General features: G+C 63.1%; 19 protein-coding genes and 1 tRNA gene. 11 read left to right on the forward strand and 9 right to left on the reverse strand.

What is annotated here, in order from left to right; all coding sequences use genetic code 11:
- Positions 1-74: 74 nt before the first annotated feature.
- Positions 75-1598, reverse strand: coding sequence for an amidase (locus AC0L2A_RS06375; RefSeq protein ID WP_473507918.1), 1524 nt, complete (start codon positions 1596-1598; stop codon positions 75-77).
- A 216-nt stretch (positions 1599-1814) separates the two neighbouring features.
- On the opposite strand from AC0L2A_RS06375, the gene AC0L2A_RS06380 reads away from it, so the two are divergent.
- The 4 genes from AC0L2A_RS06380 (at position 1815) to msrB (ending at position 4561) form a co-directional block, all read left to right on the forward strand.
- A complete protein-coding gene (locus AC0L2A_RS06380) occupies positions 1815-2354 on the forward strand; it encodes a sigma-70 family RNA polymerase sigma factor (protein WP_128175774.1) in 540 nt (179 codons plus the stop codon).
- Positions 2351-3049: an anti-sigma factor gene (locus AC0L2A_RS06385; protein ID WP_473607981.1), complete on the forward strand. Its 699-nt coding sequence runs from the start codon at positions 2351-2353 to the stop codon at positions 3047-3049. Before AC0L2A_RS06380 ends, AC0L2A_RS06385 begins: the two co-directional genes overlap by 4 nt.
- A gap of 235 nt (positions 3050-3284) precedes the next feature.
- Entirely contained in the window at positions 3285-3842 is a 558-nt protein-coding gene (locus AC0L2A_RS06390; protein WP_091596413.1) for a fasciclin domain-containing protein, read from the forward strand.
- 218 nt (positions 3843-4060) lie between these two features.
- Positions 4061-4561, forward strand: coding sequence for a peptide-methionine (R)-S-oxide reductase MsrB (msrB, locus tag AC0L2A_RS06395; protein WP_473607983.1), 501 nt, complete (start codon positions 4061-4063; stop codon positions 4559-4561).
- A 139-nt stretch (positions 4562-4700) separates the two neighbouring features.
- On the opposite strand, the gene AC0L2A_RS06400 is transcribed toward msrB, so the two are convergent.
- Together AC0L2A_RS06400 and AC0L2A_RS06405 are read right to left on the reverse strand one after the other, a co-directional pair.
- A complete protein-coding gene (locus AC0L2A_RS06400; RefSeq protein WP_473608134.1) occupies positions 4701-6233 on the reverse strand; it encodes a DHA2 family efflux MFS transporter permease subunit in 1533 nt (510 codons plus the stop codon).
- A gap of 82 nt (positions 6234-6315) precedes the next feature.
- On the reverse strand, positions 6316-7497 hold the full coding sequence (locus tag AC0L2A_RS06405) for an HlyD family secretion protein (protein ID WP_091596419.1): 1182 nt from the start codon (positions 7495-7497) through the stop codon (positions 6316-6318).
- A gap of 140 nt (positions 7498-7637) precedes the next feature.
- Here AC0L2A_RS06405 and AC0L2A_RS06410 point away from each other — a divergent pair, with 140 nt between their 5' ends.
- Positions 7638-8357: a TetR/AcrR family transcriptional regulator gene (locus tag AC0L2A_RS06410; RefSeq protein ID WP_091596422.1), complete on the forward strand. Its 720-nt coding sequence runs from the start codon at positions 7638-7640 to the stop codon at positions 8355-8357.
- A gap of 99 nt (positions 8358-8456) precedes the next feature.
- Here the strand turns inward: AC0L2A_RS06410 and yihA are convergent, their stop codons facing one another.
- From yihA to rpmH, 5 genes are all read right to left on the reverse strand, one after another.
- Positions 8457-9116: a ribosome biogenesis GTP-binding protein YihA/YsxC gene (gene yihA / locus AC0L2A_RS06415; RefSeq protein ID WP_091596425.1), complete on the reverse strand. Its 660-nt coding sequence runs from the start codon at positions 9114-9116 to the stop codon at positions 8457-8459.
- Positions 9113-9751 carry a CatB-related O-acetyltransferase gene (locus AC0L2A_RS06420; protein WP_091596428.1) on the reverse strand — a complete coding sequence of 213 codons (639 nt, stop codon included), beginning with the start codon at positions 9749-9751 and terminating at the stop codon, positions 9113-9115. The genes yihA and AC0L2A_RS06420 overlap by 4 nt, the downstream gene beginning before the upstream one ends.
- A 190-nt stretch (positions 9752-9941) precedes the next feature.
- Complete coding sequence (gene yidC / locus AC0L2A_RS06425; protein ID WP_091596431.1) at positions 9942-11765, reverse strand: membrane protein insertase YidC; 1824 nt, start codon at positions 11763-11765, stop codon at positions 9942-9944.
- Positions 11766-11778: 13 nt separating this feature from the next.
- A complete protein-coding gene (gene rnpA / locus AC0L2A_RS06430) occupies positions 11779-12132 on the reverse strand; it encodes a ribonuclease P protein component (protein WP_027152119.1) in 354 nt (117 codons plus the stop codon).
- Positions 12133-12148: 16 nt separating this feature from the next.
- Positions 12149-12283 carry a 50S ribosomal protein L34 gene (gene rpmH / locus AC0L2A_RS06435; protein ID WP_008833937.1) on the reverse strand — a complete coding sequence of 45 codons (135 nt, stop codon included), beginning with the start codon at positions 12281-12283 and terminating at the stop codon, positions 12149-12151.
- Between the two features lie 315 nt (positions 12284-12598).
- Between rpmH and AC0L2A_RS06440 the strand changes: the two genes are divergently transcribed.
- Both AC0L2A_RS06440 and AC0L2A_RS06445 read left to right on the forward strand, forming a co-directional pair.
- Positions 12599-14086, forward strand: a complete 1488-nt coding sequence (locus AC0L2A_RS06440; RefSeq protein ID WP_473607985.1) for an ATP-binding protein — start codon at positions 12599-12601, stop codon at positions 14084-14086.
- Positions 14087-14251: 165 nt separating this feature from the next.
- Positions 14252-14328 (forward strand) — tRNA-Arg (locus AC0L2A_RS06445).
- 152 nt (positions 14329-14480) lie between these two features.
- Here the strand turns inward: AC0L2A_RS06445 and AC0L2A_RS06450 are convergent.
- Positions 14481-15728: an MFS transporter gene (locus AC0L2A_RS06450; RefSeq protein ID WP_473607986.1), complete on the reverse strand. Its 1248-nt coding sequence runs from the start codon at positions 15726-15728 to the stop codon at positions 14481-14483.
- A 193-nt stretch (positions 15729-15921) separates the two neighbouring features.
- Here AC0L2A_RS06450 and AC0L2A_RS06455 point away from each other — a divergent pair, with 193 nt between their 5' ends.
- The 4 genes from AC0L2A_RS06455 (at position 15922) to AC0L2A_RS06470 (ending at position 19717) form a co-directional block, all read left to right on the forward strand.
- Positions 15922-16581 carry an ArsR/SmtB family transcription factor gene (locus AC0L2A_RS06455; RefSeq protein ID WP_473607987.1) on the forward strand — a complete coding sequence of 220 codons (660 nt, stop codon included), beginning with the start codon at positions 15922-15924 and terminating at the stop codon, positions 16579-16581.
- A 100-nt stretch (positions 16582-16681) separates the two neighbouring features.
- The gene (locus AC0L2A_RS06460) at positions 16682-16993 is read left to right on the forward strand and encodes an ArsR/SmtB family transcription factor (protein ID WP_473514496.1); all 312 of its coding nucleotides are present in this window, start codon (positions 16682-16684) and stop codon (positions 16991-16993) included.
- Positions 16994-16996: 3 nt separating this feature from the next.
- Positions 16997-17482: an SRPBCC family protein gene (locus tag AC0L2A_RS06465; RefSeq protein ID WP_473607989.1), complete on the forward strand. Its 486-nt coding sequence runs from the start codon at positions 16997-16999 to the stop codon at positions 17480-17482.
- 363 nt (positions 17483-17845) lie between these two features.
- Positions 17846-19717, forward strand: coding sequence for an adenylate/guanylate cyclase domain-containing protein (locus AC0L2A_RS06470; RefSeq protein ID WP_473607990.1), 1872 nt, complete (start codon positions 17846-17848; stop codon positions 19715-19717).
- Positions 19718-19734: the final 17 nt, after the last annotated feature.

Consider the following 19734-nt stretch of genomic DNA (forward strand, 5'->3'; position numbering starts at 1 on the left):
CGGCTTGGTTCCCAGCTTGGCATGAACGGCGGCGTCTTAGCGGGAATTGGAGCAGGGGGCAAACGGCTTTGCTGTCACGTCAGGTGAAATCGGCCTGCTTTCATACCGGGCACCTGCAGTGGCGCCCGCCGCGTCAGCCATCCCGAAATCTTTTCCATTTGCGCGGCGAGGGACAACAAGGTCTCCTCGTCGCCGGGGCGGCCAGCGGCCTGGATGCCGAGCGGCAGGCCGGCATCGGTGACATGAACAGGCAGCGCGATCGACGGCTGGCCGCTGACGTTCTGGATTGCCGGCCAGTGGGTGAACCACAGGCTCTTGTCCATCAACTGGCCGAACAGCGGCTTGAATTTCAGCAGGCGGGCAAGCCGCAGCCTGTCGAGCATTTCTTCCAGGAACGCATCTGCGCCTTTTGGATCCATCGCGCCGCAGGCGAGCGGCGGATGCGCGATGACAGGCATCAGCACAGCATCGTACCGCGCGGTCTCGATGATCAGCCGGCGCGAAGTGGCATGCAGCCGCTGCAGGCAGGCATAGATCTCGCCGGCCGAAAGAACTTCGCCGAAGGCGCTCATCACCCGCGTGGTGCGTTCGATATCACCCGAAATGGAGCGGCCGACGCGCAAGACCTCGCCGCGCATCGTGCCGGCCACCGCCGCGGCGACGGTTCTGGCGAAATCAGCGATGAAATCGCGATCGATATAGGGCAGGTCGATCTCCTCTATCGTATGGCCGCCTTCGCGCGCCAAAGCTATCGCAGTGTCCAGCGCCGCCAGCGTCTCGGTCGATATCGGCAGGCCGAGCGGCGATTTTCGGTAGACCGCCAGTTTCAGCTTGCCGGGGTCACGCACTGCTGCGGCGGCGAAAGTTCCTTTCGGCGTCGGCGCCGCATACGGCGACAGCGGATCGGGCCCATGCGTCAGGTCGAGCAGCAGGGCCGAATCACGGACCGAGCGGGAAACGGCGTGGTCGATGACAAGGCCGTACCAGCTTTCGCTGACCAGCGGCGTCAGCGGCACACGGCCGCGCGAGGTTTTCAGCCCGACCAGCCCGGTGCAGGCGGCGGGAACGCGAATCGAGCCGCCGCCGTCCGAAGCATGTGCCACCGGCACGACGCCGGCCGCGACCAGCGCCGCCGCACCTCCAGACGAGCCGCCGCTGGTATGGGCTGTATTCCACGGATTGCGGGTGATGCCGAAAGCGGCGGATTCGGTCATCAGCCTCAACCCATGTTCGGGCGAGGTGCTGGTGGCGATCGGGACGAGGCCGGCGGCCAGATGGCGTTCGGTCATCACCGAGTCGAAATCGGCAACGAAAGCCGGAATGCGGCTGCCGCCGTGCGTCGGCACGCCTTTCATGGCGATGCCGAGATCCTTCAGCGCGAAGGGCACACCGGCCAGCGGCAGCTTGCGGTCGATGGTTTTCGCGCGCGTCCGCGCCGCCTCGTAAAGCGGCTCGGCGATGGCATTGATATCGGGGCGAGTGGCCTCGGCCCGCGCAATCGCCGCGTCGACGAGCTCCTGCGGCGAGATTTCTCCTTTGCGCACCAAGCCGGCCAGGCCGGTAGCGTCATGTTCCCACAGGGCCCGTTCGACCGACATTCTTGCTCCCCCAACTATCGGCAAGCTAGAGCATCGGATGCAAAAGTGGAAACCCGGTTTTGGGAAAATCCGATGCTCAAAAAGGTCGGCTCTTTCTCGTCAATGGAAGCCGACGGCGCTCCCGGTGCACAGGAACGCTTCCGCCATTGCAATACATTGCAGTGGAATGATCTGGGGCAATTGCCTAATTTGGGCAATTGCTTAATTTGGCAGCCGATGACGCCGCAGGACATCAGCGACCTGATCGTCCGGACTTCGATGAAGGACCGGGCTGCGTTCGATCTGCTCTACCGGCAGACCAGCGCGAAACTTTTCGGCGTCTGCCTTCGTGTATTGAAGGACCGGGGAGAGGCAGAAGAGGCGCTGCAGGAGGTCTTCGTCAAGATATGGACGAAGGCCGACCGTTTCGCCGTCTCGGAGCTAAGCCCGATTTCCTGGCTGGTGGCCATTGCGCGCAATCACGCGATCGATCGGATAAGGGCGCGGCGAGAGCCTGTCGCCTATATCGACGCTGCGCTCGACGTCGCCGATCCGGCGCCGGGACCGGAGGCTGCGGCTGTTGCGGGCGGTGAATCCGGGCGCATCTATCGTTGTCTCGATGAATTGGAAAAGGACCGGGCGGCGGCCGTCCGGGGCGCTTATCTGGACGGCGAAAGCTATGCCGAACTGGCGGCGCGCCATGACGTGCCGCTGAACACGATGCGAACCTGGCTGCGGCGCAGCCTGTTGAAGCTCAGAGAGTGTCTTGAAAGATGACGCTGGCAGAGGATGACGGACCGGAATCTGGGGGCGACGACCTGTTTGCCGCCGAATACGTTCTTGGCGTCCTGGCCGCGGACGAACGCGAGATTGCGTCACGCCGCATCGACGCGGACGCCGCTTTCGCGCACCTTGTCGATGCCTGGGAGGCGCGTCTTTCGCCGATGGCCGACGCCTATCCGGAGACAGAGCCGCCGATCAGGGTCAAGGAGGCATTGGATCGCCGGCTGTTCGTCGCAGAGCCTCGCGCCGGCCTCTGGTCAAGCCTTGCCTTCTGGCGCGGTCTTGCAGCCGCTTCCGTCGCGGCGTTGGCGATCTATATCGCCGAGCCTTACCTCAACCCGCCGGCCGAGCCGCCGCGGCTCATCGCCTCGCTGGCTGCCGATGGCAGCGACGTCAGATACCTCGCCGTCTATGATGCCGCCCGTCGCGAGGTCGGCCTGTCGCATGTCTCCGGCGAGCGCGCCGCCGGCAAGGATTTCGAGCTTTGGATGATCGAGGGCAAGAATGCGCCGGTCTCTATGGGCGTCATCCCGGCCGGCCAGACCGCGCGTATGACCATCTCCCCGGCCGTGCGGGAAAAACTTGCGCAAGGCGCCGTGCTTGCGGTCAGCCTTGAACCGACCGGCGGTTCGCCGACCGGCCAGCCGACCGGCCCTGTGGTCGCTGCGGGCGAACTGAAGAGCATCTGATCGCCCCTGTCTGCTAATCACCCCTATCTGCCGATTTTTCGAGAAGATTTTAAATCTATCGCCTGTGGTGACTTTAGCGGGGAAGCATGCAGGCTGTAAGAGTCCTGCCGTGAAAATCATGCTCGCCGTTATAAAAAATAAAATTTTCTCCTGAGCGGGCGAAACTCGGGCATTTATCCCCCGTATCTCCTTGCGCCCCAAAGAGGGGAAGAAATAAACTGAGGAGATAGAAATAATGCGTAAGTTCGCCACCCTTTTGCTTGCCGGAACGGTCGCCGTCTCCGCGCTCGCCACCGCCGCCTATGCCGAAAATCCGATGGTCGGCGGCGCCGCCATGTATGCCACCCGGAACATCGTCGAGAACGCCGTCAATTCGAAGGATCACACGACGCTGGTCGCGGCCGTCAAGGCCGGCGGTCTCGTCGACACGCTGCAGAGTGCCGGTCCCTTCACCGTGTTCGCGCCGACCAACGAGGCCTTTGCCGCCCTTCCGGCCGGCACCGTCGATACATTGCTCAAGCCGGAAAACAAGGACAAGCTGGTCAAGATCCTGACCTGCCACGTCATCGGTGCCAAGGCGATGGCCGCCGACGTTGCCAAGATGGCCATGGACGATGGTGGCGCGCACAAGGTCAAGACGGTTGGCGGCTGCGAGGTGACGCTCAAGGCCGAAAACGGCAAGGTCACCGCGACCGACGAGAACGGCAATGTCGCCAATGTGACCGTCGCCGATGTCGAGCAGTCGAACGGCGTCATCCACGTCATCGACAAGGTTCTCCTGCCGAAGATGTAACGAAGCGCCCGTCGCCAGCGAACATATGGCTGAGGCTCCATGCCGAGTGCGCGGGTTTCCGCTTGCGTGACCCGCGCAATCGACAAGCGTACACTCCGCACCGCCCGCTGTAAGCGTGGGGCAGGTGCGGAGTGCCCGTTGTCGAGAGCTGGCCGTCACCGGCTTTTGATTTCCATGTGACGGTCGAATTTGGCAAACGGACAGAAGGAGGAATGGTGATGATCCGGCGCGACTTTCTTTGGAGCGGTGCCGCTGTGGCATTGCTGGCAGGCACGGCGGCAGCGCTGCGCATCGGCCGGCCGCAGGATGCACACGCGGTCGAAACCTTCGAGGTCACCAAGACCGAGGCCGAGTGGCGCGCCATCCTGTCCGATGCGGCTTTCAATGTGCTCCGCAAGGAAGGCACCGAATATCCCGGCACCAGCCCGCTGCTCAATGAACATCGCAAGGGCATCTTCGCCTGCGCCGGCTGCGACCTGCCGCTCTATTCCTCCGAAACCAAGTTCGATTCCGGCACCGGCTGGCCGAGCTTCTGGCAGGAGATTCCCAACGCCGTCGGCATGACCGTGGACAGGTCGCTGGGCATGACCCGGACCGAGCTCCACTGCCGCCGTTGCGGCGGTCATCTCGGCCATGTCTTCGACGACGGCCCGCCGCCGACCGGCCTGCGTCATTGCATCAACGGCGTCGCCTTGACCTTCAAGCCGGCCACGGCCTGACCTAAAGCGCTCGCGTTTGACCGGCCTCACGCGACGCGCTTTAGGTTGTTGTCTTATGCATGTCGTTATCGCAAAACCGCTGCGCACTTTTGCGCGACATGCATGAGCGCCGCATCTTTGGACGCGCAAGGTTGCGCGGTCAGTGTCCGCCGCCTCCGCCCGCCGGCTCGGCCGGCTTGCGGATGACCATAGTGAAGATCGCCAGCGTCGCGAACAGCGCCGTCAACAGATAGAACACGTCCATGAAGGACAGCAGCGAAGCCTGCTGCTGGACCATGCCGGACAGTTTGGAGATCGCCGCCTTGGAGGCGTCGAGGCCGGCATTCTGCTGGAAGTCGAGCGTCATGTTCTGCAGCCTGGTCTGCGCCTCGTCGCTGCCCCATTGCACATGCTCGGCCAGCCTTGCGTAGTGGAAGGCGCTGCGATCGATCAGCACGGAGTTGATGACGGCAAGGCCGACGGCGCCACCGAGATTGCGGGTGAGGTTGAACAGACCGGATGCATTCTTAAGCCGGTCAGGCGGCAGCGTTCCAAGCGCGATGTTGTTGATCGGCACCATGCACAGCATCATCGAGGCGCCGCGCAGGATCTGCGGCACCAAAAGCTCCCAGAAATCCCAGTCTGCGGTCAGATAGGTCATCCGCCAGGTGCCGGCAGCGAAGCCGAAGAAGCCGATCATCATCATCAGCCGCAGATCCATCTTGCGCGACAGGATGCCGGAAATCGGCGCTGTGACGAACATCGCCAGGCCGCTGACGAACAGCGCCTCGCCGATCATCAGGGAGTCGTAGCCGCGGATGCGCCCCAGATACACCGGATAGAGATAGGTCAGGCCGTAGAGGCCGATGCCGATGACGAAGGAGAACAGCGAGCCGAAAGCGAAGTTGACGTTGGCGAAGGCCTTCAGGTCGACGATCGGCTCCTCGGCAGTGAAGGCGCGCCAGAAGAATAGCACCGCGCCGGCCGTCATCAGGATGGCGCAGATGAACACGGCCTGGTCCTGAAGCCAGTCGTTGTTGGGACCTTCCTCGAGCACAAATTCCAGCGAGCCGAGGAAAGCCGCCATGCCGGCGAGGCCCCACCAGTCGAACTTGCGGAACAGGCTGAGATTGGGCTTGTCGAAGTCGATCAGCGACCATGCGGCTGCGGTCACCATGATGCCGGGCACCACATTGATCAGGAACAGCCAGTGCCAGGACATGGCATGGCTGATATAGCCGCCGACAGTCGGGCCGATGGTCGGCGCCAGCGTCGCCACCAGGCCGATCATCGGCGACACCATGGCACGGCGCGACGGCGGGAAGATGGTGAAGGCGGCAGCGAACACGCTTGGGATCATGCCGCCGCCGATAAAACCCTGGACGGCGCGGTAGACGATCATCTGGTCGATGTTTGTGGCGGTCGCCGCCAGCGCGCTCGCGGCGGTGAAGCCGGCCGCGGAGACGGTGAACAGCACACGCGTCGACAGCATCCGGCTGAGAAAACCGGACAGCGGGATCATGATGACTTCGGCGATCAGATAGGCGGTCTGCACCCACGGAATTTCGTCGGAGCTGGCGCTCAAGCCGGCCTGAATCTCGGCCAGCGAGGCCGAAACGATCTGGATGTCGAGGATCGCCATGAACATGCCGAACACCATCGCCAGGAAGGCGATGATGCGGCGTGTGGGAATGGTATCAGGCGTAGCCGGCCTCGCCGGCGGCGATCCTGCTGTCGAGGTTGCGGTTGCCACGGCATTGCTCCCAAGCGGCCGCTCAGTTCGACGCCGAAGGTGCGGTGCGGCTGTCGACGGCGACGACGACGCTGAGGCCGGCGCGCAGCTTGCCTGTCTTCAGCACATCCGCCGGCACGTCGATGCGAACCGGGACGCGTTGCACGACCTTGGTGAAGTTGCCGGTGGCGTTTTCCGGCGGCAGCAGCGAGAACACCGCGCCGGATGCCGGCGCCAGCGACGAGACGGTGCCTTCGAAATCCTGGCCGTCGATCGCGTCGACCGAAATCCTCACCTTTTCACCAGGCACCAGCCGGGCAAGCTGGGTCTCCTTGAAATTGGCGACGATATAGAGCTTGTCCATCGGCACGATGACGGCGAGCTTCTGTCCAGGGCTGATCAGGTCGCCCTGCTCGACCGAGCGGTTGCCGACGACACCGTCATAGGGCGCGCGCAGCACGGTGAAGGACAGGTCGCGTGCGGCCTTGTCCCTGGCAAGCTGCAGCGACGCCAGCGTGCTTGCCGTCTCCGCGCGCTGCGCTTGGAGCACACTGATATTGGCCTCAGCCGCCGCGATCTGGGCGTCGGCACCGACAAGGGCGGCATTGGCCTGCTCGAACGCGGTCTGGGCATCGTCCAGTTGGGCCTGGGTGCCGACATGTGTCTTGAGCAATTGGGCGGCGCGCGCTTGGACACGCGCCGCATTGGCGGCGGCGGCCTGGTCGGCGGTCTTCTGCGCCTGCGCCTGCTCGAGCGAGGCGCGCGCCGCCTCGGTCTGGGCGTCGATACGATCGAGCGTCTTGCTCAAGGTGGCGATCTGCGCCTCGGCCTGGGCGACCGCTATTTTGTAGTCGCCATTGTCGACGACCAGCAGCGGGTCGCCGGCCTTGACCTGCTGGTTCTCGGTCACCTTGACCTGATCGACATAGCCGGAAATTTTCGGCGAAATGAACGCCATGTCGGCCTGGACATAGGCGTCGTCGGTGGAGATCATGAAACGCCCGTCGGCCCAGTAATCATAGCCATACCAGGCGCCTGCGCCCAGCAAGCCAAGCGCAAGGATCGGCAACAGAAAGGAGCGTGCCGAGCGTTTCTTTTTGGCCGGCGCCTCGGCCGGAGGGCTTGTTGCGGGTTCAGTCGGTGGGTTCGGCGCTTCGATTGCCGGCGCAACCTTGGCGTTGGGGAAGGGACGGACTTCGGCGGTTGGGGTCGCGTTCGAGGACATGGCATCTCTCTTGGCATCGCTAGAAACCGGGCATCAGACTGAACCGTTCGGTTCGATGTTGACGTTGACTTAGCGCGGTGAGAGGCCCATATCAAGGATGATCGAACCGATCGGTTCGAATTTTTTCGAGGTGTGACGTTATGACCGAGCCCGACAAGGACCAGTGCGATCTGCTGGATGGCCTGCGTCGCGGCCGCCCGGCGGCGGGACAGGACCCGGTCAAGCGCAACCAGATCATCGAGGGCGCGCGTCGTGTCTTCATCGACAAGGGCTTCGAAGCGGCGTCGATGAACGACATCACCCGCGAGGCCGGCGTTTCCAAGGGCACGATCTATGTCTACTTCGCCAACAAGGAAGAGCTGTTCGAGGCGCTGATCGAGGAAGAGCGCGGCACGATCTTCAAGAACATGTACGATCTGCTCGACCGCGCCGACGATCTTCGCGAGACGCTGGTGAAGTTCGGCAAGGTGCTGTCCCTCAAGATCACCTCGGCCAAGGTCGTCCAGGCGCAGCGCACCGTGATCGGCGCGTCCGACAGGATGCCCGAACTTGGTGCGCGTTTTTACGAACGCGGCCCGAAACGCGGCCACGACAAGGTCGTTGCTTTTCTCAATGCCGCCATCGAGCGCGGCCTGCTCGAGATCGACGATGTCGATCTTGCCGCCTATCAGTTCACCGAACTGTGCCTGGCGGGTCTTTTCCGTCAGTGCATATTCGCCTACCGCACCAAAGCCCCGAGCCAGGATGAAATCGACCACATCGTCAGGTCGGGCGTCGGCATGTTCCTGAAGGCTTACGGCACCGAAAGGCTTGCCACGGAAGAAAGCACCCAGACGATCGCCCTGGAGGCAAAGTCCTAGAGCATTTTGCAGCCAAGTGGAATCACTTGGCGTCGCAGAAATGCGGCTAAAAACAAATAGATAGAGCGGGATGCCAGTTCAATTTGAACGCATCCCGCTCTAGCCGCCATTGGCCGCCAGCACGATCGCCGCGCGCAATTCCTCGAGGCCCTCGTTTTTTTCCGACGACGTGGCGAGGACGAACGGAAACGCCGCCGGCCGCTTCTTGATCTTCTGCAGTGTCTCTTCGACCAATCGCGGCACGCCGGCCGCCTTGATCTTGTCGGTCTTGGTCAGCACGATCTGATAGGACACCGCCGCCTTGTCGAGCAGCGACAGCACTTCGTCGTCCTTGGCCTTGATGCCGTGGCGGGCGTCGATCAGCACGTAGACGCGCTTCAGGGTGACGCGGCCCTTGAGATAGTCGAAGACGAGTTTCGTCCAGTCGTCGACCTTTTCCTTGGGCGCAGTGGCGTAGCCGTAGCCCGGCATGTCGACCAGCGCCATCGGCGGCAGGTCGGCGCCTTCGCCGGAAAACCCGCCCGGAACGAAATAGTTGAGTTCCTGCGTCCGCCCTGGCGTATTGGACGTGCGCGCCAGTCCCTTCTGATTGACCAGCGCGTTGATCAGCGACGATTTGCCGACATTCGAGCGGCCGGCAAAGGCGATCTCCGGCGGTCCTTCCGGCGGCAGGAACTTCATCGCCGGCACGCCGCGGATGAATATCCACGGCCGCGTGAACAGCTCGATGCCGATCACGGACTTGTTCAACGCGTTCAAACCGCTGCCTCCAGAACAGAAATATCGGCGCCACGAATGGCATTGAGGTTGCGGCTGATCTTTTCCACCGGCCAATCCCACCACGCCGCCGCCAAAAGCCGCCGGATGGTCCTGTCGTCGAAACGCATCTTAACCACCTTGGCCGCATTGCCGGCGACGATCGCATAGGGCGCCACGTCATGCGTCACCACCGACTTTGCCGCAACGATGGCGCCATGGCCGATCGCCACGCCGGGCAGGATCGCCGCTTCCATCCCGATCCATACATCATTGCCGATCACTGTGTCGCCGCGCAATTCCTTCGACCAGGTCGCCGGATCGAAACCCTCTTCCCAGCCATGACCGAAGATGTTGAACGGATAGGTCGAAAAGCCGGACATGGCATGATTGGCGCCGTTCATGATGAAGCGCGCGCCCTCGGCGATGGCGCAGAACTTGCCGATGATCAGCCGGTCGCCGATGAATGGATAGTGATGAAGCACGCATCGCTCGGCGAATTTGTCCGGCCCGTCCGGATCGTCATAATAGGTGAAGTCGCCGATCTCGATGTTCGGCGCCGTGACCAGCCCCTTCAGGAAGCCGACGCGGCTATGCATCGGGATCGGGTGCTTGATGTTGGGGTTGGGTCCGATCATGGTCTGGCTCCATCGACGAAACAGCAGGTCAAATAGCGCGATCCGCCCGGCAGCACCGACCGCGTGCGCAGCGGATCATCCTTACCTGTTCATCGACGGGAACGCGCTCCTGAAACGACAGCGGAGCTTATAGGGCGCGGCGGCGTCTACCGCCGCGCCGGGCTTTCCTGGATTCGGCAGGCAGCGCCGTCTATTCCGCCGGCGACGGTTTCTTCCGGAACAGTGCGACCAGATTGTCCCACAATTCGATCTTGGCGCCCTGCCGCTTCATGATCACGCCTTGCTGGATGATCGAAAGCAGATTGTTCCAGGCCCAGTAGATGACGAGGCCGGCCGGAAAACCCGCCATCATGAACGTGAAGACCACCGGCATCCAGGTGAAGATCATGGCTTGCGTCGGGTCCGGCGGCGTCGGGTTCATGCGCATCTGCAGGAACATGGTCAGGCCCATGATCAGTGGCCAGACGCCGATCATCAACATATCCGGCAGCGCGATCGGGATGAGGCCGAACAGGTTGAAGATCGAGGTCGGATCGGGCGCCGCCAGATCCTGAATCCAGCCGAAGAACGGTGCGTGCCGCATCTCGATGGTGATGTAGAGCACCTTGTAGAGCGCAAAGAAGACCGGGATCTGCAGCGCCACCGGCCAGCAGCCGGCGAGCGGATTGATCTTCTCGGTCTTGTAGAGCTCCATCATCGCCTGTTGCTGCTTCATCTTGTCGTCCGCGTATTTCTCGCGGATCTCGAGCATCTTGGGCTGCACCTTCTTCATGTTCGCCATCGACGCGTAGGACTTGTTGGCGAGCGGATAGAAGGCGGCCTTGACGACGACGGTGGTGGCCAGGATGGCCAGGCCGAAATTGCCGAAGAATTTGTACATCGTGTCAATCAGGTAGAACATCGGCTTGGTGATCCAGATGAACCATCCCCAGTCGATCAAGCGGTCGAACAGCCTGATATTGCGGTCTTCGGCATAGGCGTTGACCTTGGCGACTTCCTTGGCGCCGGCGAAGATTTCGCTCTCGACCGTCGCCGACTGGCCGGCATCGACGGTGATCGGGTCGGTGAGGAAGTCGGCTTGGTAGCGCGGGCGGCCGTCCTCGAAATAGGCGTAACGCGGCTGGAACTGCTGCTTCTCGGTCGGCACCAGCGTCACCGCCCAGTATTTGTCGGTGATGCCCAACCAGCCATCGGTCGACTTGCTCGGCGTGAACTGCTTGTCCTCCTCGATCGACGAATATGTGTGTTCCTGCAGGCCTTCCGTGCCGGTGACGCCGATCAGCCCCTCATGCAGCACATAGATGCTGGCAACGGCAGGCTTGTCGAAACGCGTGACACGGCCGTAATTCGACAGCGTGACAGGAGCTGAACCCGAATTCTGCACCGTGTCCGAGACGGTGAACATGTAGTCGCCGTCGACGGAGAAGGTGCGCTTGAAGGTCAGGCCCTTGTCGTTGGTGAAGCTCAGCGTGACCGGGGTCGCCGGGGTCAGCGTCGCATTGCCGTCGACGGTCCACGCCGTTTCCGGGCCCGGCACCGTGCCGGTCTTGTCGCTGCCGATAAAGCCGATCTCGGCATAGTAGCCCGTAGGCAGCGCTGCCGGGTTGAGCAGTTCGATCTCGGGCGAGTTCTTGTCGACCGTCAGCCTGTAGTGCTTGAGCTTGAGGTCGTCGAGACGGGCGCCGGTGAGATTGATCGAGCCCTCCAGGCTCGGCGTGTCGATCCTGACGCGCTCCGTCGACGCCAGCGCCTGCTCGCGGCTGGCCAGCGTCGTGCCGTCGGTTCCAGGTGCATTGGGTGCATTAGGAATGGCGCCTTGCTGCGGCACCGGCGTTTCGCTGCCGCCCGGACTGGCGGCTTCGGCCGCCTTCTTCTGCTCGGCTAGCCGCTGCTCTTCGATACGGGCCGCCTCGCGTTGCGCCTCGCTGTGCGGCAGCACGTAAAAATACTGCCAAAGCGACAGGATCAGCACCGACAGCGCGATGGTGATGAAGAAGTTCCGGTTGTTTTCCATCGAAAGCCTTGGCCTATCGTGTTCCGCGCAGTCGGCGTGAGAGTTCGGCCTTTAACTGGCCGAACGGAATGGCAAGCACATCTTCGCGCCCGACGATGACATAGTCATTGCCTGGCTTCATGTCACCCGCGGCATGCGTGCGCACGGCTTCTCTCAGCCGCCGCCGGATGCGGTTGCGGACGACTGCGTTGCCGACCTTCTTGGTGACGGTGTAGCCGACGCGAGGCGCCGCTGCGTCGCTGCGGTCGAGAACCTCAACGAGAAAAAGCCGCCCGCGGCGCTTTTCGCCACGCCGGACGGCCAGGAATTCCGCGCGCTTCAGAAGCCGCTTGGGATGTGCTCCCACTGGCTTGCCGGTTGCGGGCAACGATCTCGTCTTCCGTTCAGGCGCTGAGCCGCTTGCGGCCGCGGTTGCGGCGGGCTGCGACGACGCCACGACCACCCTTGGTAGCCATGCGGGCACGAAAACCGTGCCGGCGTTTGCGGACGAGTTTGGACGGTTGGTAGGTACGCTTCATTTGTTTTAATACCGCGGGGTGCGGCCCTTCTTGATTCTGTCACTGTGTAACAGGAGCTTTGCCCGGCCGGCTTTGGCGCGATCGAAACCGCGCCGGGACGAATGGCCCGAGCGTGAGCGGGCTTATAGAAAGAAGGGTTTTGGAAGTCAATCCGGGGCCGACACCGGCCCCGACATTCCGGCGTCTCGGGCCAACGGCTGGCGTGTGGCCGAGGTCTGGGCGGTCTTATCCCTGATTGGGACGAAGGATGAAATTGGCAAAAAAGCCGCAATAGCCTAATCTTGGCCGATCAAGTGATCGTGAAGAAAAAGCAGCATGAGTGAAATCCCATCCGCGGACGAAAGCACCGATCGGGCGACCGCAGCCGCCCGCAGGGTGCCGTTGTCGCGTGGATTGTCGACAAAGCTCCTGCTGCTCACCATCGTCTTCGTGCTCCTGGCCGAGGTCCTCATCTTTCTGCCCTGGATCGCCAGCTACCGGCTGAGCTGGCTGAAAGAGCGGCTGAGCACCGCCGCGGCCGTCTCGATCGTGCTGGTGCAGGGAGAGCCCGCCTCGCTGTCGCGCGCTGCCCAGAACGATGTGCTGATGGCGATCGGCGCCAAGGCGATCGCCGTGCGCGACGGCGGTGTCTCGCGGCTTCTGGTGGTGGCTGAGATGCCGCCGCACGTCGACGAGCATATCGACATTGCCAATGTCGGCCTGATCGAGGGCATGACCGGCGCCTTGGACACGCTGTTGTTCGGCGGCGAGCGGATGCTGCGCGTTTTCGGGCCAGTCGGCGACAGCGACAAGGAATTCGAGCTGATCATGCCCGACTACAGCCTGCGCAATGCCATGCTCATCTATTCGCGCAACGTCGCCTTCGTCTCGCTGCTGATCTCGCTGTTCACCGCCATGCTGGTCTATGCCGCCATAGACCTGATCATGATCGGCCCGATCCGGACGATGACGCGCTCGATGCTGGCCTTCTCCGAGGCTCCCGACGACCCCGGGCGGATCATCCGCCCTGCTGCCCGCGCCGACGAAATCGGCGTTGCCGAGCGCGAGCTCTCGCAGATGCAGGAGCGGCTGCAAAAGATGCTCTCCGAGCAGAAGCATCTCGCCGACCTTGGCCTCGCCGTGTCGAAGATCAACCATGACATGCGCAATATCCTGGCGTCGGCGCAGCTGATGTCGGACCGTCTGCGCCAGGTCAAGGACCCGACCGTGCAGGCCTTTGCGCCAAAACTGCTGCGCGCGCTCGATCGTGCCGTATCCTATTCGGAAGGTGTGCTTGCCTATGGCCGGACCCAGGAGCCGCCGCCCTCGCGCCGCAGGCTCAGGCTGCGCCAGCTGGTCGATGACGTCCACGGCCTGCTCGACACCGAAGGCGGCATAGAATTCGTCAATGCCGTCGATCTGGCTTTCGAGGTGGATGCCGATTCCGATCAGCTTTTTCGCGTGCTCACCAATCTTTGCCGCAACGCCGTCCAGGCGTTGGCGGCGGACGCGGAAAGCGCGGTGGTGCGTCGGTTGTCGGTGTCGGCCGAGCGCGTCGGCAGCGTCAGCCGCATCACCGTCACCGACACCGGCCCCGGCCTGCCGCCGAAGGCGCGCGAGAATTTGTTTGCGGCGTTCCGCGGCTCGGCCCGCAGCGGTGGCACCGGCCTTGGCCTGGCAATCGCCTATGAACTGATCCGCGCCCATGGCGGCACGGTGGAGCTTGTCGAAAGCAGAGGCGGCCGCACCACATTCGCGGTCACCATTCCCGACCAGCCGGTCCGGCTCGACCAGGCCCGCAACGGCCTGCGCCGTCCCGCCTGATCCTCGCCCGTCTGATCCTCTCCCTCTGGTCGCTCCAGGGCACGAACAACAAAACTTTTGCCGGATCGGCTTGCTTTTCGCAAATGCAGTCGCTAGGGAACACCTCACATCGCGGCCGGTCGTTTAAGGACCGGATCGGGGGCCATTCAAAGCATGGCCTGTTGCGCGCCCGTAGCTCAGCTGGATAGAGCACCAGACTACGAATCTGGGGGTCAGGAGTTCGAATCTCTTCGGGCGCGCCAATAATCTCAATCAGTTAGCGGCGCGACAGCGTTTCAAATCGGTTTTTGAAACGGTTTTGAACGGCCGGTTGCTTTTTTGTGTGATTTCGCGCGAGTGGCACGTCAGGAACCCGACGCTGGCGCGGCGGAGGCGGGCGCATCCGAGGCGACGTTCAACTGCTTCGTCCGGCATGACCTTCGCGCATCATGCAAGCGACCACGGTACCGGACAGGAAAGTGAGGGCGGCGATCGAGGCAATCGCCCACGCCAGGCCGAAGAAGTCGGCGATCAGTCCCGCCGAGAGGGCACCGATCGCGTAGCCGAGATCGCGCCAGAAGCGGTAGACGCTGAGCGAGCGGGCGCGCCATGAAGGATGCGACGCATCCGATACCGCGGCGATCAGGCTCGGATAGACCATCGCCGTGCCAAGTCCTAGCAGGAGGCTCGCCACCAGCCACCAGCCGAAATTCGCGGTCAGCGCCGTGAGAAAGAGCGCCGCCGCCTGCACCCACATGCCGGCGACGATCAGGCCCTTGCGGCCCCAGCGGTCGCTGAGCGGTCCCGTCACGACCTGCAGCACACCCCAGGTGACGGGATAGACGGCCTTCAGAATGCCGATGCGCTCCACACCGAGCCCGCCGGCTGCGAAGAAGAGCGGAAAGATGCCCCAGCTCATGCCGTCATTGAGGTTGTTCACCAGCCCGGCCTGCGAAGCGGCAAAGAGGTTGCGATCCCGAAAGGAGGTCAACGCAAAGACCTCGCGGAAGGAAAGGGGTGAGGCCTCGCGCGGATGGTTCGCCAGTTCCGCACGCACATGATCGCGCGTGTCGCGCACGAGCAGGATCGAGAGCGCCGTGCCCAGCACTGCGTAGCCGACGCCGAGATAGATCGGGATTGGTCGCAGACCGTAGCGACTGGCGAGATAGCCGGTGAGGAAGGCGGTGATCCCGACTGCGAGGTAACCGGCAAACTCGTTGAGCCCTACGGCGAGGCCACGCCCCTTCGGGCCGACAAGGTCGACCTTCATGATGACGGTCATCGACCAGGCGAAGCCCTGGCTGATGCCAAGCAGCGCGTTGGCGGCGATGACCCAGTTCCAGTCTGGCGCCCAAATGACCATGAAGGGCACCGGCAGGCCGAACAGCCAGCCGATAACCAGCACGCGCTTGCGCCCCCATTTGTCGGCGAGCAGTCCGGAGACAAGGTTGGCCAGCGCCTTGACGACGCCGAAGCTGACGATGAAGGAGACGACCAGCGTGGTCGAGGCGAGCCCGAATTCCTCTGAGCCGATCAACGGCACGACGGTGCGTTCGATGCCGACCATGCCGCCGACGAATGCATTGATAAGCACAAGCAGCGCGAACTGCCGCCAGTTGGCCTTGAGACCGAGGCTCACTGCTGGCGCCGCGATCGTTGTCATGCGGCACCGGCATTGATGGCTCGGGTGCGTGCGGCCATCACTACATCAATCCCGTTCGGGAGCCGTCAGAGCCGGAGCCAAGGCTGCTAAGCGATTGAAGGGGCTTCTCGGCCACGGACTTGTCTCCTCGGGGGCCGTGTGATACGCATCATTCAATAATTATGTTGAATGAACTAGCGTGGCTGCTACCCTGATGTCAATCCGCAATCCGAAGCAGGCACTTTACCAGCAGTTCGCGGTTGTCGCGAAGGCTCTGGGCAATCCGCAGAGGCTGGAACTGATCGAGCAACTCGCGCAGGGTCCGCGCAGCGTGGAAGCCTTGGCCGCCAAGCTTGCGCGTCCGGTGGCGAATGTCTCGCAGCATCTCCAGGCGATGCGCCGCGCCGGACTCGTGACGTCAGAGCGCGATGGCAAGTTCGTCAACTACCGGCTCGCAGATGAAAGCGTACTTGCCGCCTTCGCCTCCATTCGAGTCGTTGCCGAGCGGCATTCGGCCGAGGTCGAACGCATCGTGAGGGGCTATTTCGACCGGCGCGACGATATGGAGCCCGTGTCCCGGGAAGAGCTGGCCGCGCGAATGAAAGACGGGCTCGTTACAGTCATCGACGTCCGACCGCCCGATGAGTTTGCGCTCGGACATCTGCCCGGCGCGATCAACGTCCCCCTCGGCCAACTGGAACAGCGGTTGTCCGACCTCGAGGCGAAGCCCGAGATCGTCGCCTACTGCCGCGGACCGTGGTGCGTGATGTCGTTCGAGGCGGTCGCATTGCTGCGTGAGCACGGCTTCCGCGCACGCCGCATGGAAGATGGCCTGCCCGAATGGCGTGACGCGGGCTTAGCTGTCGAGGCTTGATCGACCTCAACTTCAAAGTCAGTCACCCGCCCCTCATTCGCTGGGTCTTTTTGCCGTAGCAGGTTGACACATCACGTTAGTCCGTGCTAACGCGTTAGTGGTGACTAACGTGAACAACAGCTGGACCGCCCTGGGCGACCCCACCAGGCGCACGATCTTCGAACTCTTGGTCGAGCATCCGCGTTCGGTTACCGAGTTGGCGCGTGCCCTGCCGGTGAGCCGGTCGGCGGTCTCGCAGCATCTGAAGGTGTTGAAAGAGGCAGGGCTCGTGGCTGCCACGCCGGACGGCAAGCACCGCATCTACCGCGTCGAACCCGACGGGCTGGCGGCGCTTCGCACAGAGCTCGACCGGTTCTGGATGAAGACGCTCGCTGCCTTCAAGCAAGCTGTCGAACAACCGCGAAAGGAGTGAAAAATGAACACGCAAGCAGCAGACACCTTGGTAAGGCACTCGATCGTGGTCGAGGCGCCGATCGAGCGCGCCTTCGAGGTCTTCACGGAGGATTTTGGCAAGTTCAAACCCAGGGAGCACAATCTGCTCGCCGTGCCGATTGCCGAGACCGTGTTCGAGCCGCGCGTCGGCGGCCATATTTATGATCGCGGCGTCGACGGCAGCGAGTGCCGCTGGGCGCGCGTACTGGCTTATGAGCCGCCGCACCGTGTGCTGCTCAGTTGGGACATCAGCCCGCAATGGCGGTTGGAGACCGATCCGAACAAGGCCAGCGAGTGGGAAGTCCGCTTCACTGCCGAGACGGCTAATCGGACCCGCCTGGATCTCGAGCATCGCAAACTGGAGCGCCACGGCGCCGGCTGGGAAAGCGTGCGCGATGGTGTCGCCGCCGATCAAGGCTGGCCGCTCTACCTGCAGCGATACGCCGACCTGTTCGGGCGTCGGGCCTGACGGCCACATCCGCAAGCAGCGGACCGAATCCGGTCTCGCGGCCTGCAATCCCATAAGCTCAGGAATTATTCGCGGTGGCGACACTGCCGCGAATAACATCCCTTCCCTACCCGGAGCCCGACAAGCGTAGGCGCATTAATCACACCGACCAGCATGCCCAACGCCGCTTCGGATGCGGGGACGGCTCCGGACGAAGCAGATGATGGCTGACGAAGGTCAGAACGGTATAGGCCACAATGGTCACGCATTTGTGAGCCGTATGATAAGCCTATTCGGGATTATGGGTCTAATCTTGAAGCGTGCGTCGTCTTAAATGTCAGGCGTAGTAGTCCCTGCAATGGCCGCCGCTCAGGAATAATGCTGATGGAACGCAAGCTCGCGGCAATCATGGCCGCCGATATCGTCGGCTACAGCCTGCTGATGGCTGAAAACGAGGCTTCCACCTACGCGAAGCTGCGCGCTGTTTTTGATGAGCTCATTGACCCGACCACTGCCCGCCATGGCGGGCGCATCGTCAAGACGGCGGGAGACGGCTTTCTCGCCATGTTTCCCAGCGTCAACGAAGCGGTCGATGCGGCGCTGGCCATACAGGAGGGCTTCGACAAGGGCCCGTTCGAGCTGCGCATCGGCATCAATCTTGGCGATGTCATCGAAGATGACGGCGACGTATACGGCGACGGCGTCAATGTGGCCGCCCGTCTTGAGGCCATGTGCGATCCGGGGCAGATATTCGTCAGCGGCGCCGTGGTGATGGCGGCCGACCGCAACAGCGCGGACAGGTTCGTCCGCATCGGCCGCAGGCGGGCCAAGAACATTCCCGAACTTCTCAACGTCTACCGCGTAAGGCGCGCGGGCTCTGCGTGGTCGCCATGGCGGCACGTGCCGCAGGTGCTGCGCAGCACCGCCGCCCGCTGGTCTTATGGCATAGCCGCCATAGCCCTCATCCTCATCGGCACCCAAATCCAGCCGCTCCCCCTGGCAGCCATGGTCAGCCGCATCCCGGGGGTCTTGTCGATGGACCAGAGCAGCGCCGATCCCCGGCCGTCAGTGGCGGTCATGCCTTTTGCCGCGATGAGCGGCAGCGGCGAGCAATCGTACTTCGCGGACGGACTGGCCGAGGATGTGACGACAGCCCTTGCCCGCAATTCAGAGCTGCAGGTAATCGCGCGCGATTCCACCTACGCCGTGCACGGGCAGGATAGAGACGTGCGCAAGCTCGGGGCAAAGCTCGGCGTCGATTATGTGGTTGAAGGCAGCGCCCGCCGTGAAGGCGACCAGCTTCGCGTGTCGGCGCAGCTGATCGATGTAAAGACAGGCACGCATCTGTGGTCGCGCAGTTTTGACCGTCAGGTCGCCGACGTGTTCACCGTCCAGAGCGAGCTGACCACTGAAATCGTTGCGCAGATCGCGCCCTATATCGGCAGGAGCGAGGCGGCGGCGGCAGCGGAACGCCCGACCGACAATCTGCAGGCGTATGACCTCGTGCTACAGGCCCGCAACCGCTACCGGCACGGCGGCGATGACCCGCAGGACATTCTGGAGGCGCGGGGCCTCTACCAGCGCGCCCTTGAAATGGACCCGTCCTATGCGGCCGCCCGCGCAGGCCTCGCGCTGACCTTTATTGCCAGCGTGGCGCAGAGCGGTGACGGCCGGGAAAACGCGCCGGAACTCCATCTTGGGCTTAGCGAAGCTCGGCAGGCGGTCCGTCTCGACCCCAATCTTGGCCTTGGCTATCAGGTCATCAGCTTCGGGCTTGCCCTGCAGGGCGACTATTCAGGCGGCTTGCAGGCCGCACGGCGCGCTGTCGAACTCAACCCTAACGATCCCGACAGCATGATGGCGCTTGCAAAGGCGCAGGTTCGCTTCGGGGAATATGATGATGCCGTCGCCAACGCAGAGCGGGCCCGCCGCCTTCATCCTATGGCGCCCGAGTACTACGCCTATGTGCACGGGCAGGCGCTCTACGCGGCGGACCGCCGCGACGAGGCTTCCGCCGTCATAGAAGAATGCCTGATCCGGGCGCCGCGCGATGCAAACTGCCTTCTGATTCAGGCCGCTTTGCAGAGCGCGGGCGGCGAGGTCGAGGCAGCCCAGCAGACGATGGCAAGGCTGGTCGAGGCGCATCCGGCATTCTCGCTGGAAGCAGAGCGCGCTTACCGCCGGTTCGGTGACAGGCCGCTGATGGAAGAGTTCCTGCAGGACCTCGCAAAGGCCAAGGCTCCTGAATCCGCCTGACAGTTTTTACAGAGCGA

The organism is Mesorhizobium sp. WSM4844, assembly GCF_055811775.1.